Source organism: Bifidobacterium sp. ESL0827, from assembly GCF_052606685.1.
On sequence record NZ_CP199597.1, the window covers coordinates 1,015,125 to 1,028,010 of the forward strand.

The following is a 12,886-nucleotide window of genomic DNA, read 5'->3' on the forward strand; positions in this document are numbered from 1 at the left end:
CCTAGATGCTCACTCCCACTCAATGGTTGCCGGCGGCTTGGATGTGCAGTCCAGGACCACACGGTTGATGCCCGGGCACTCGTTGGTAATGCGTGTGGAAATAGTGGCCAGCACGTCATAGGGCAGACGTGTCCAGTCGGCAGTCATGGCATCCTCAGAGGAAACCGGACGCAGCACGATCGGCGAGCCATAGGTGCGCTCGTCGCCCTGCACACCTACCGAATGCACATTGGCCAGCAGCACCACCGGGCACTGCCAGATCTGCCGGTCCAGCCCAGCCTTGGACAGCTCTTCGCGGGCAATGGCGTCCGCCTCGCGCAGGGTCTCCAGACGTTCCCGGGTAATCTCGCCGATGATGCGGATTCCCAGACCAGGGCCGGGGAAGGGTTGACGCCAGACAATCTGGTCAGGCAGGCCCAGTTCGGTACCGATGGCCCGTACCTCATCCTTGAAGAGGGTGCGCAGAGGCTCGATCAGCTGGAACTTGACGTCCTTGGGCAGACCGCCCACATTGTGATGGGACTTGATATTGGCCGCTCCATCTCCGCCGCCCGACTCGACCACGTCAGGGTAGAGCGTGCCCTGCACAAGGAACTTGACCTCCTTGCCGGTCTTGCCTGCCTCTTCAATCACCTGCCGCTGGGCTTTTTCAAAAGTGCGGATAAACTTCTCGCCGATGATCTTACGCTTGCGCTCGGGCTCGGAAACGCCCTTGAGGGCGGTCAGGAAATCCTGCGAGGCATCCACGGCTATCAGCTTGATGCCAGTGGCGGCCACAAAATCATGCTTGACCTGCTCGGCCTCCCCCTTGCGCAACAGGCCATGATCTACGAAGACGCAAGTCAGCTGGTCCCCGACGGCCCTGTGGACCAGAGCGGCCGCCACAGCTGAATCAACGCCGCCTGACAGGCCACAAATGACCTGGTCGTCACCCACCGTGCGACGGATCTTCTCCACCTGTTGCCCGATGATGCCTGAGGCGTTCCAGTCCGACGGCAGTCCGGCGCACTGGTGCAGGAAGCGGTCAATCAGATCCTGTCCCAGAGGGGTGTTGGTCACCTCGGGATGCCACTGGACTCCGTACAGCCCCCGGGAAGGATCCTGCATGGCCGCCACCGGAGCACCTTCGGTATGCGCCAGAACCTCAAAGCCCTTAGGCGCACGATTGACGGCAACGCCATGGCTCATCCATACATCCTGACGGGCGGGCGAATCCTGTAGTATTCCCTTAGCGCTGTCGATGAAGGCCTCGGTCTTGCCGTACTCCCCCAGTGCCGCCTTGTCCACCTCACCGCCCAGCTCATGGGCCATGACCTGGAAGCCGTAGCAGATGCCCAGAACGGGCACCCCCGCCTCGAAAATTCTCTTATCTATGTTGGGCGCCCCGTCCACGTAGACAGAGGCCGGGCCGCCGGAAAGGATGACCGCCTTGGGATCCTTGGCCAGCATCTGATCCAGGCTCATCGAATGAGGCACCAGCTCGGAGTAGACCCCCGCCTCCCTGACTCGACGAGCGATCAGCTGGGCGTACTGTGCACCGAAATCGACCACCAGGACGGGACCCTGTGCCATAAGACTCCTTATATATATGCTGTATCTGCTATGGATGCCCGAGAGCGACGATTCGAGGCCCTCGAACAAGTCCAGTATGGTTGCAGTTTTCGACAATGCTACCGTCATTGAGCCCAGATCGGCAGCCCCAATGGAAGTTCATATCTGCAAGCAGACAATTCCCTCGCATTTTCTCACAAGAGCGAACACACACTGCAAAAAAACGTTCAGAAAAGTCTGCTCGTTCACGTACCATGTAGGCATTGGGTACGAACCCGACGGATGCCTGAAATGACACCGTACGAGCCCGTAACCGAAGTAAATAAACAATCGCACTATAGTGCAGGAGTACACATGACGAATCCTGTTATCGGCACCCCTTGGGCGAAGCTGGAGACCCCAATCGCCGAGGAGACCCTCGAGGCCGTCGACAAGTATTGGCGGGCGGCCAACTATCTTTCCATCGGACAGATTTATCTTCGCAGCAACCCCCTGATGAAGGAGCCCTTCACTCGGGAGGATGTCAAGCATCGTCTGGTCGGCCACTGGGGCACCACCCCCGGCCTGAACTTCCTGCTGGGCCATATCAACCGTCTGATCGCCGACCATCAGCAGAACACCGTGATCATCATGGGCCCCGGCCACGGCGGCCCCGCCGGCACTTCGCAGTCCTACCTGGATGGCACCTACAGCGAGTACTACCCCAAGATCACCAACGATGAGGCTGGCCTGCAGAAGTTCTTCCGCCAGTTCTCTTACCCGGGAGGCATCCCCTCCCACTTCGCGCCTGAGACCCCCGGGTCCATCCACGAGGGCGGCGAGCTGGGCTATGCCCTCTCCCACGCTTATGGCGCCATCATGAACAACCCCAGCCTCTTCGTGCCCTGCATCGTGGGCGACGGCGAGGCCGAGACCGGCCCTCTGGCCACCGGCTGGCAGTCCAACAAGCTGGTCAACCCCCGCACCGACGGCATCGTCCTGCCCATCCTGCACCTGAACGGCTACAAGATCGCCAACCCGACCATTCTCTCGCGCATCTCTGACGAAGAGCTGCATGAGTACTTCCATGGCATGGGTTATGAGCCCTTCGAGTTCGTTGCCGGATTCGACGACGAGGATCATCTGTCCATCCACCGTCGCTTCGCCGACATGTTGGAGACCGTCTTCGACAAGATCTGCGACATCAAGGCCCGGGCCGAAACCGACGACATGACCCGTCCCTTTTACCCCATGATCATCTTCCGCACCCCCAAGGGCTGGACCTGCCCCAAGTTCATCGACGGCAAGAAGACCGAGGGATCCTGGCGCGCCCACCAGGTTCCGCTGACCTCCGCCCGCGACACCGAGGCCCACTTCCAGGTTCTCAAGAACTGGCTGGCCTCCTACAAGCCCCAGGAGCTTTTCGACGAGAAGGGCGCCCTGCGTCCCGAGGTCACCAGCTTCATGCCCAAGGGCGATCTGCGCATCGGAGAGAACCCCAACGCCAACGGCGGGCGTCTGCTCAAGCCGCTGGAGCTGCCTGACATCCACGACTACGAGATCGACGTCAAGAAGCACGGCCATGGCTGGGGCGCCACAGAGGCCACCCGCGTCCTGGGTTACTACACCCGCGACGTGCTGGCCAAGAACCCCACCGATTTCCGTATCTTCGGGCCTGACGAGACGGCCTCCAACCGTCTGGCTGCCGCCTACGAAGTGACTAACAAGCAGTGGGATGCCGATTACCTGTCGGAGCTGACCGACGAGCATATGGCCCATACCGGCCAGGTCATCGAGCAGCTCTCCGAGCACCAGATGGAAGGCTTCCTGGAGGGCTACCTGCTGACCGGACGCCACGGCATCTGGAGCTCCTATGAGTCCTTCGTGCACGTCATCGACTCCATGATCAACCAGCACGCCAAGTGGCTGGAGGCCACCGTCCGCGAGATCCCGTGGCGTAAGCCCATCGCCGGCCTGAACCTCCTGGTCACCTCGCACGTCTGGCGTCAGGACCACAACGGATTCTCCCACCAGGATCCAGGCTTCGTCGACATCCTGCTGAACAAGAACTTCAACAACGATCACGTGGTCAACATCTACTTCCCCGCCGACGCCAACATGCTGCTGAACGTGGGCGAGCGTTGCTACAAGTCGACCAACTGCATCAACGCCATCTTCGCCGGCAAGCAGCCCGCCGCCACCTACCAGAGCGTGGACGAGGCCGCCGCCGAGCTGGAGAAGGGGGCCGCCCGCTGGGATTGGGCCTCCAACGCCAAGGATGCCGAGGATGCTGATGTCGTCATCGCCACCGCGGGCGACATCCCCACCCAGGAGGCCCTGGCCGCCGACGACATGCTGCAGAAGCTGGGCCTCAAGGTCCAGTTCGTCAACGTGGTCGACCTGCTGAAGATCCAGGACACCGAGGAGAACGATCAGGCTCTGTCCGACGAGGAGTTCACCGAGCTCTTCAGCAAGGACAAGCCGGTCCTGTTCGCCTTCCACGCCTACCCCGGCTCCATCTACCGCCTGATCCACGGACGTCCCAACCACGACAACTTCTCCGTGCACGGCTACGAGGAGCAGGGCTCCACCACCACGCCGTTCGACATGGTGCGCGTCAACAACATGGACCGCTGGTGCCTGGCCGCCTCCGCCCTGAAGCTGGTGGACGCTGGCAAGTACGCCGACCAGATCGACAAGTGGACCAAGTTCCGTGACGAGGCCTTCCAGTTCGCCGTAGACAAGGGCTACGACCACCCCGATTACACCGATTGGGTCTGGCCCGATGCCAACCGCGCCGGCCAGGAGACCATCTCCGCCACCGCCGCGACCGCCGGAGACAACGAGTGATATACTGATCCGACTCTGGAACCGCCCGTCATGCGCAGCCCGCATGACGGGCGGTTTCTGTATACTGGACAAGGTTGTGAACAAAGCAGTCATCAAGGCAACCACGTCCGGACAGGAGAAGACACAGTGAGTCTTGCAAGCATCACCATCATCAGCCCAGAAGCCGCCAACGGTCGCAATGTCGTGGCCTACGGCCTGACCAAGGCCCTGAGCGCCAAGGCCAAAACGGCGGTATTCAGACCAATCGCCTGCAGGAAGCACCCGTTGACCCCGGAACTGGTTGCAGCCAGCTCATTCCCCGACACTGATCCGGAGATCTGCCGTGGCAAGTGCCCCGGGCACGCCACTGAGGACCCCATGCAGACCCGGGCCGATGTCCTCAACGCCTACGACGGGCTGGTGGAGGCGACCCACCCCGAACGTGTCCTGATCGTGGGCAGCGATGCCTCAAAGCTCTTTGATCCTGGTCTGTTTGCTCTGAACGCACAGATCGCCGCCGACCTGAGGTCCCCGGTCATGCTGGCCGTCTGCACCATCGGCAGGGAGCCCGGCCAGGTCATGAAGACCGTGGCCGCCTGCCGACGAACCATCGAGGCCCAGGGAGCCGTACTTGCCGGTGTCTTCATCACCGGATGCCAGCCCGAGCAGAAAGCGCCACTTACCGAGGCCTTCCAGGAATACGACCTGCCGACCTGGACCGTCTCCAAGATGGACTTCGACACGGATCCGTCCGCCGATCAGGCCCGCCAGGCCACCAGCCAGACATTTCAGCAGGAGGTGGATGTCGACCAGGTACTGAAGGCCGCCGAAGCCGCCAGCCCCAAGGCCACCACGCCTGTGGCCTTCCAGAACGATCTGCTGGCCAAAGCCAAGGCTGACAAGAAGACCATAGTTCTGCCCGAGGGTGGCGAGGACCGCATCATCAAGGCTGCCGACTACCTGCTGGAACGCGACATCGTCGACCTGATCATCGTAGGCGACAAGAATTCCATTCTGGCGCGGGGCAAGGAGCTTGGCCTCAACAACTTGGGTAAGGCCTCCTTCCAGCCCATGGATGACGAGCAGGTGCTGGTCCCCATGGTCGATCGCCTCTGCCAGCTGCGCGCCAAGAAGGGCATGACCCCGGAGCAGGCACGCAAGCAGCTGGCGGATCCTTCATACTTCGGCACCATGCTGGTGGTGTTGGGCAAGGCCGACGGCCTGGTATCCGGCTCGATCAACTCCACAGCCAACACGGTCCGTCCCGCTCTTCAGGTGATCAAGACCAAGCCGGGTGCCTCGCTGGTCTCCGGAGCCTTCCTCATGTGCTTCCCTGACCATGTGGCGGTCTTCGCCGACTGCGCCATCAACCTCAACCCGTCCTCGGAACAACTGGCAGACATTGCTATTCAGTCAGCCCAAACCGCTCGCTCCTTCGGCGTGGACGCGCGCGTGGGCATGCTCTCCTACTCCACCTTGGGCTCAGGCAAGGGCCCGGATGTCGACCTGGTCGAAGAGGCCACCCGCTTGGCCAAGGAGAAGGCGCCGGACCTGCCCATCGTGGGCCCCATTCAATTCGACGCAGCCTGGTCCCCCACTGTGGCAGCCACAAAGGCCAAAGGCGATCCGGTTGCCGGAAAGGTCAATGTATTCATCTTCCCCAGCCTGAGCGCAGGCAACATCGGCTATAAGGCCGTACAGCGCACCTCGGGCGCCCTAGCCATCGGACCTGTCCTGCAGGGTCTGAACAAGCCGGTCAACGACCTCTCACGCGGCGCCCTGGTGGCCGACATCATCAACACGGTGGCCCTGACTGCCGTCGAGGCCCAGGACTGATCACCGTCCCTATAACGTCTATATAAACCTCTGGGGCTGCTGCTGGATCCTATCACCAAAACCGATCCAGTAGCAGCCCCAAAATCATGTCGGCCTGGCAATATACCGCGCCTTGTAAGGGCCGACGAGTAATCTTGAAGACTGATTGAGGAGCGCAGGCTCTATACAAGCACATCAGGAGGATGCCCCAATGGCGAAAACCGTCCTAGTCATCAATTCGGGTTCAAGCTCGATCAAGTACCAGCTGGTCGATCTGGAGACCAGCCAGAGCCTGGCCTCGGGTCTGGTCGAGAAGATCGGTGAGCCCACCGACGGCCATTACAAGCACGAGGTCAACGGCGAGAAGCATGAGCTTGAGGAGCCCATCCACGACCATGAGGTTGGACTCAAGCGCGTCCTGGGCTTCTTCAAGGAGTATGGCCCTGATCTGGACAAGGCCGGGATCATCGCCGTGGGCCACCGTGTCGTCCAGGGTGGAGCCATCTTCCCCAAGCCTGCCCTCCTGACCCAGAAGACCCTGAGCCAGGTCAAGGACCTTGCCGTGCTGGCCCCCCTGCACAACGGACCCGAGGCCGAGGGCGCCGAGGTCATGAGCCGGCTGATGCCGCAGACCCCGCAAGTCTTCGTCTTCGACTCCTCCTTCTTCTTCGAACTGCCCAAGAAGGCCTCCACCTACGCCCTTAACAAGGACATCGCCAAGCAGTACCACATCCGTCGCTATGGCGCCCACGGCACCAGCCACCAGTATGTGGGCCAGCTGGTTCCCGGCCTGCTGGGCAAGCCTGCAGAAGGCCTGCGGCAGATCGTCCTGCACATCGGCAACGGGGCTTCCGCTTCGGCGCAGGTCTCCGGGCATCCCGTCGAGACCTCCATGGGCCTGACTCCTCTGGAGGGCCTGGTCATGGGCGGCCGCACCGGCGACATCGACCCTGCCGTCGTCTTCCACCTGATCCGCAACGCCCACATGAGCGTTGACGAGCTGGACACCCTCTTCAACAAGCGCTCCGGTATGACCGGCCTGACCGGCCATGGCGACATGCGCGAGGTCCACAAGCTGATCGCCGAGGGTGACGAGGACGCCAAGCTGGCCCTGGATATCTACATCCACCGCATCGTCGGCTACATCGGCAACTACACGGCCCAGATGGGCGGCCTGGACGCTATCACCTTCACGGCTGGCGTTGGCGAGAATGATGAAATCGTGCGTCGCCGGGTCATCGAGCAGTTGGAGCCCTTCGGTGTGAAACTGGACCAGGAGAAGAACGACCAGCGGTCCAAGGAGGCCCGAATCATCTCCACCCCCGACAGCACGGTCGCCGTCTGCGTCATCCCCACCAACGAGGAACTCTCCATCGCCCGCCAGGCCGAGGTCGTCGCCAGCCAGGGCGATGCCTACGGCAACAAGTTCCAGGCCTGACCGTTGACCGGACCTTTCCCCCTCAACCCAACTGATGGTTGGATGATGGATGACTGAGGTCAGGGTTCAGTTTTGAGAACCTGGTCCTGAGAACCAAGGAGGCTGGTGACTACAGCAATACATGTGGTCACCAGCCTCCTTCTATATGTCATATATGTCAGTCGCCCAAGGCCACCAGGGCTTCCTTGTGCAGAAGACCGTTACTGGCAAGACCATTGCCACCCCAGGGACCCGGATTGCCCGCTAGGTCGGTAAAGTTGCCGCCGGCCTCGGTCACAATGGGGACCAGGGCACCCATGTCATAGAGGTCAAGTTCCGGTTCGGCCGCCAGGTCGATGGCACCCTGGGCCAGGAGCATGTACTGCCAGAAGTCGCCGAATCCGCGCAGCCGCCAGATCCGGTCGGTCAGGTCAAGAAGCCTCTCCCGGCGACCTATGGCCTTCCACCCAGTCAGCGATGACAAGGACATAGAGGCATCTTCCATCCGATCCACTCTTGAAACGTGGATGGCCCTGGGAACTTCACCCTGGCGAGCCATGTAGGCTCCCTGACCCTGCGCAGCATACCAGCGGGTGCCCAGCATGGGAGCAGAGACCGCACCGACCACCATCTGATGGTCTACCTCCAAACCGATAAGGGTCGCCCAGACGGGGACCCCGCGCACATAGTTCTTGGTCCCGTCAATCGGATCGATGATCCACCGTCTGCCTTTGGACTCCTGCTTTCCCAGCTCCTCGGCATAGATGGTATCGTTCGGTCTAGCTCGGGCAAGGACGCGACGAATTACCGCCTCCGCCTCTTTGTCAGCCTGAGTAACCGGGGTATTGTCCGCCTTGCGTTCCACTTTAAGATCCGGCGACTTGAAGTAGCCAACGGTGACCTGATCCGCCTGATCGGCCATGGCAATGGCCAAGTCCAGATCCTCCTGCCAGGTCTGCCTTTCAGCCACGATGCTCATAATACGGCTCCTTTTCGCTTGAATCGCTGTGGCTCAGCCTTGGCCCTCGCCTGCCAGCATCCGCTTCCACATATCCGGAAAGTCAGGCATGGTCTTGGCCGTGGTGCCAATATTGCGCACCCGGATGCCAGGTATCTTGAGCCCAATCATGGCAGCAAAGGTGGCCATGCGGTGGTCAGCATAGGTCTCGATGACGGCCCCGTGCATGCTCTGAACAGGCACAGGCTCGATTGCCAGGCCATCATCCAGCTCGCGAGCCTGGCCGCCTATTCTGGTGATTTCTGTGACTAGCGCTTTCAGCCGGTTGGTCTCATGACCACGCAGGTGGCCGATGCCGTGCAGGCGGCTGCGCCCGTCGGCAAAGACCAAGATGGCTGCAATAGAGGGCACGATCTCCCCTGCCGGGGACAGATCGAAGTCGCCGAGTCCATGGATGGCCTCCCCGCCGGTCACCCTGCATGTGGCGCTACCCTGCACGTCGCGAACCCTGTTTACCTTCGCGCCCATAATCTCCAGATACTTGGGCAGCAAGCCACCTGGCTGTGTGGTCCGGTCTGGCCAGTTGGGCACACTGACTTGCCCACCTCCTATCAAAGCCGCTCCCAGGAAAGGGGCCGCATTTGACAGGTCGGGCTCCACCTGGACCTGATCAGGCAGTTGCGTCCCACCAGTTCCCCTACCTTCAACGCTCCACCTGCAGCGGTCGGGATTGGCCTGAACCTGGACTCCGGCCTGACGTAGGTCTTCAACGGTCATGGCAATATGAGGAAGACTGGGGAGATGCTGTCCAGAGTGAACGATGGTCATAGTGCCATCAGCCCTGGCAGCCAGCAGCAGAAGGCCAGAAATGAACTGCGAGGATGCCGAGGAGTCTATGGTCACCTCTCTGCCAACCAGATGAGTCGGCGGCGTGAGCACAAAGGGCAGGAAGCCCTCTTGGCCCAGGTACTCGATCCTGGCTCCCAGCTGGGTCAGGCCGTCCAACAGGGGCCTCATAGGGCGCCGATAGGCCTGCTGGTCTCCGTAGAAGTGTGTGGGGCCGTCAGCCAGCATGGCCAGGCCCGGCACGAAGCGCATAACGGTTCCAGCCAGTCCACAGTCCACCCGAGCGCCGCCACGGAAACGTCCGCCTGACGGTGGAACAACTGTCACTTCCGTAGGGCTGTCAAGGTCAGCCCGACAGTCCACGCCAAGGGCCTCTAGAGCCTGAATCATCAGGTCCGTATCACGCGACTTGAGCAGACCAGTCAACCTGACAGGGCGACTTCCCAGGGACGCCAAAATCAGATACCTGTTCGAGAGGGACTTGCTCCCTGGTATGGTCACCGTTGCATCCAGGGGGCCACCCGCCTGCGGCGCCACCCATGTCTCTTCCACTGTCATGGTCACCATGGTAACCGCAGGCGCAGAGCTGTTTCCGCTCCCTGCTCACCTCTAGAGGTCCAGTGAGGACCCGACCCTGTGCTATATTGATACATTGTGCTCATACGTTGATACTTATGAGCGCCGGGCTATAGCGCAGCTTGGTAGCGCGCCTGCTTTGGGTGCAGGATGTCGCCGGTTCAAATCCGGCTAGCCCGACTTTTGCCTTCGTCCCATGTCGGGAGTCGGATCCTTGGTGTTCATGCCCAGCAAACCTGTAAAGAAAATCGCCAGAGCCAGCAGGCCTGTCAAGCCCGCATAAATAGACATGGTAATGGCGATGCCGACCAAATTGCCTAGGGTCAGAAAGATCATCTGCCCCAGAGGTGCCCCTATCATCATGACAGTCTGTACCACTCCCATAGTTGCAGCCAAGTGGTCCTCGGCCACTGTGCTGATGAGCATAGTCATGAACCGAGGGTTGATCTTGCCCAGAAAATAGTTCATGACCAGGAGCAGAAGGAACAGCAGGGCAGGAATGTGCAGCCAGACCAGGTTGACCCCTACCATGGCGGCTGTGGCCATGACTCCGGTCAGCAGGTGGGCCATGGACAGCCGCCGGAGCGGATCTGAGGCAAGGAGTGCACCAAGGATGAGTCCCAGGGAGGAGATGCCGTTGACGGCAGCTATGGTCGTTCCATAGCTTCCCCACCAGACCCCGGGCATGGAAATCAGCCCCAGGTTGATCAGGGGCTGCAGAGCCGTCCCCAGAAGGTTGACCAGACAGCCGAAGCCCACCATCAGGACCAGGAAGGTGGAGCTGCGGAACTCCCCCAAGGTCACACGGAGGCTGGAGGACAGGCCCACATGCTTGCCCACAGGTGAACCATTGTCTGAGACCTCCGCCCTGGCGAATTCCCTATAGCCTATGGCTACCAAAAGCCCCGCCAACAGAAAGGTGGCTGCGTTGATCAGCGCGAATACAGTGAAACTGTTGCCTAGGATAGCGATTAACGCTGCACCTCCGCCTGCACTGATGACAGCCGCGACATTGGATGTAGCGGAGGTGATCGAGGTCGCCTGATGGAGCTGGCCTGGCCGGACCAGGTGTTTGAGGACCGGCATCCACAGACTGCTCGCATATCCCTCAAGCATGGAAGATGCCATGTCCATGGCTACCAGCAGCAGAAAGACGGGTAGGCGCTTGGATCTGCCGATCACCGTGGCAATGACTAGATAGATACAAACCTGAACCAGTTTGATCACCACTTGCATCCGTGTCTTGTGCGCGGTTCTGTCGGCCAAGTATCCGGTCAGAATGGCCGTCAGCGTTGGCGCCAACCAGGCCATTGAAGCTATGGAGACGGCCAGTCCGGCAAAGGACATGGTCTGGGCATAGACGATGAAGACGATGTTGAAGAGCTCGCCTCCGACCGTATTCAACAGACTGGCCAGAACCATGGTCACGAAAGGCTTGTTCTTCAAAAGCTCCTGCATGGTCAGCCGCCGATCAGGGCAGTTCGATCTTCATGAGGGTCCGGTGAAGCAGCCACCAAGCCGGCAGAGAGGCCAGAAAGATGATCATAAGCACCAACGCGGACAGCAGCGGGGAAAGGGAGAGCAGGTTGCCCACCACAGCGTCCAGCAGGAGCAGGACCCCGAACATGATAGGCATCGAGCGCTTCCAGAAACCCAAGGAAAGGGCAATGCCGACCAGTCCCACCAGTCCTGCGAGACTGGTGACCAACATGAGTAGAACCTGTCCGAGCAGACTGCCCGGCCAACCCGTTCCAAGCGAGCCCACAAGACGGTCAACCAACAGAATGACGGCAAGGGTGATGACCGCCCCCACCAGGTAGGACAGGGCCGTGAATAGGCCGACGAATATCAGCTTGACCAACAGTATTCGGCCCCGCGATACAGGGCATGACAGGGTGAGCGCCAGATTCCTTCCTGTGTAGGGTTCGATGAAGACCAAGTTGCAGAGGGCAGCCGCCACCAAAGAGAAACCCACCAGAAGGATGATCATGGCCATCTGCAGCACGAAGACCAGACTGGACAGCCGCGGATCAGACCGTCCGCTCGTGTGGCCAATGGCCAGGAACATGCCACCCAGGGCCAAGGCTGCAGCCACCACCGCCAATCCTCCGAAGATGCAGGGCCATAGTCTCGTCTTTTTCAGCTCCAATGTCAAAAACGTCTTCATATCAGCCCTCCATAGCCTTGATCAGGGTTTGTTCGGCGGTCTCCTGGCCCTTGCTGAGCAGTTCCGGCACGCTGGCTCGCAGGCTGACCCTGCCGTCCGCCACCACCATCACGCGGTCGGCAGTGCGCAGCACCTCGGAGAGGATATGGCTGGAAAAGAGGACCGCACTGCCTTGGGCGGTCAGACTTCGCAGGCTGTCTCGCAACTGTCCGATAGCTACCGGATCCAGTCCGTTGAGCGGCTCGTCCAGTAGGTAAAGGTCGGGATGATGACCCATACATCTGGCCAAGGCCAGCCTCTGCCTCATGCCCATGGAATATCTGCCAACGGGCGTGGTTGAATCCGCAGTCAATCCAACCTTCTCCAAAAGTTGGCTGATTCCAGTGATCCCAGCGACCCTATGCTTCCCGTCTGCCAGCGCAAGGTAGGCCAGGTCAATCTCCAGGTTCTCCCTGGCACTAAGGAACTCGTAGAAGACAGGCTCGTTGATGGACACCCCCATCCTGGCAAGAATGCCTGGGTAGCTTTCGCTAAGAGGCTTCCCCAGAAAGCGGACCCGACCGTCGACGGGCCTCTGCATCCCGGTCAGAATCTTCAACAGCGTGGACTTGCCAGCACCGTTGGCACCCAGCAAGCCCAAAATCTCACCTTGCTCCAGGGTCAGATCCAGTCCGGACAGCACCTCCCTGCCTTCAAATACTTGGACGATACCGTCCGCCTCCAGCACCTTCATGAAACTCCCTCCATA

The 12,886-nt window shown here is 60.6% G+C and carries 9 protein-coding genes and 1 tRNA gene; 4 read left to right on the top strand and 6 right to left on the bottom strand.

Annotated features, from left to right (window positions below; genetic code table 11):
- Positions 1 to 9 precede the first annotated feature (9 nt).
- Positions 10 to 1,572 carry a glutamine-hydrolyzing GMP synthase gene (gene guaA, locus ACUIAI_RS04010; protein WP_445342727.1) on the bottom strand — a complete coding sequence of 521 codons (1,563 nt, stop codon included), beginning with the start codon at positions 1,570 to 1,572 and terminating at the stop codon, positions 10 to 12.
- 333 nt (positions 1,573 to 1,905) lie between these two features.
- Between guaA and ACUIAI_RS04015 the strand changes: the two genes are divergently transcribed.
- From ACUIAI_RS04015 to ACUIAI_RS04025, 3 genes are all read left to right on the top strand, one after another.
- On the top strand, positions 1,906 to 4,380 hold the full coding sequence (locus ACUIAI_RS04015; RefSeq protein WP_121914753.1) for a phosphoketolase: 2,475 nt from the start codon (positions 1,906 to 1,908) through the stop codon (positions 4,378 to 4,380).
- Between the two features lie 126 nt (positions 4,381 to 4,506).
- Complete coding sequence (gene pta / locus ACUIAI_RS04020) at positions 4,507 to 6,195, top strand: phosphate acetyltransferase (RefSeq protein WP_445342728.1); 1,689 nt, start codon at positions 4,507 to 4,509, stop codon at positions 6,193 to 6,195.
- 190 nt (positions 6,196 to 6,385) lie between these two features.
- On the top strand, positions 6,386 to 7,612 hold the full coding sequence (locus ACUIAI_RS04025) for an acetate/propionate family kinase (protein ID WP_029678529.1): 1,227 nt from the start codon (positions 6,386 to 6,388) through the stop codon (positions 7,610 to 7,612).
- A 157-nt stretch (positions 7,613 to 7,769) separates the two neighbouring features.
- On the opposite strand, the gene hisN is transcribed toward ACUIAI_RS04025, so the two are convergent.
- Together hisN and aroA are read right to left on the bottom strand one after the other, a co-directional pair.
- Positions 7,770 to 8,570 (bottom strand): histidinol-phosphatase, encoded by an 801-nt coding sequence (hisN, locus tag ACUIAI_RS04030; protein WP_445342729.1) that lies wholly within the window; start codon positions 8,568 to 8,570, stop codon positions 7,770 to 7,772.
- A gap of 33 nt (positions 8,571 to 8,603) precedes the next feature.
- Complete coding sequence (gene aroA / locus ACUIAI_RS04035; protein ID WP_445342810.1) at positions 8,604 to 9,959, bottom strand: 3-phosphoshikimate 1-carboxyvinyltransferase; 1,356 nt, start codon at positions 9,957 to 9,959, stop codon at positions 8,604 to 8,606.
- Between the two features lie 118 nt (positions 9,960 to 10,077).
- Here aroA and ACUIAI_RS04040 point away from each other — a divergent pair.
- Positions 10,078 to 10,151 (top strand) — tRNA-Pro (locus ACUIAI_RS04040).
- Here the strand turns inward: ACUIAI_RS04040 and ACUIAI_RS04045 are convergent.
- Genes ACUIAI_RS04045 through ACUIAI_RS04055 form a run of 3 tightly spaced genes read right to left on the bottom strand, consistent with a single transcriptional unit; the run spans position 10,143 to position 12,871 of the window.
- Positions 10,143 to 11,417, bottom strand: coding sequence for an MFS transporter (locus ACUIAI_RS04045; RefSeq protein WP_445342730.1), 1,275 nt, complete (start codon positions 11,415 to 11,417; stop codon positions 10,143 to 10,145). The genes ACUIAI_RS04040 and ACUIAI_RS04045 overlap by 9 nt on opposite strands.
- Before the next feature lie 25 nt (positions 11,418 to 11,442).
- The gene (locus ACUIAI_RS04050; RefSeq protein WP_445342731.1) at positions 11,443 to 12,138 is read right to left on the bottom strand and encodes an ABC transporter permease; all 696 of its coding nucleotides are present in this window, start codon (positions 12,136 to 12,138) and stop codon (positions 11,443 to 11,445) included.
- Position 12,139: 1 nt separating this feature from the next.
- A complete protein-coding gene (locus tag ACUIAI_RS04055; protein WP_445342732.1) occupies positions 12,140 to 12,871 on the bottom strand; it encodes an ABC transporter ATP-binding protein in 732 nt (243 codons plus the stop codon).
- Between the last annotated feature and the right edge of the window lie 15 nt (positions 12,872 to 12,886).

Coding starts and splice junctions, on each gene's coding strand:
- ACUIAI_RS04055 (WP_445342732.1), bottom strand. CDS start 12,871: ATGAAGGTGCTGGAGGCGGACGGTATCGTCCAAGTATTTGAAGGCAGG.
- guaA (WP_445342727.1), bottom strand. CDS start 1,572: ATGGCACAGGGTCCCGTCCTGGTGGTCGATTTCGGTGCACAGTACGCC.
- hisN (WP_445342729.1), bottom strand. CDS start 8,570: ATGAGCATCGTGGCTGAAAGGCAGACCTGGCAGGAGGATCTGGACTTG.
- ACUIAI_RS04025 (WP_029678529.1), top strand. CDS start 6,386: ATGGCGAAAACCGTCCTAGTCATCAATTCGGGTTCAAGCTCGATCAAG.
- ACUIAI_RS04050 (WP_445342731.1), bottom strand. CDS start 12,138: ATGAAGACGTTTTTGACATTGGAGCTGAAAAAGACGAGACTATGGCCC.
- ACUIAI_RS04015 (WP_121914753.1), top strand. CDS start 1,906: ATGACGAATCCTGTTATCGGCACCCCTTGGGCGAAGCTGGAGACCCCA.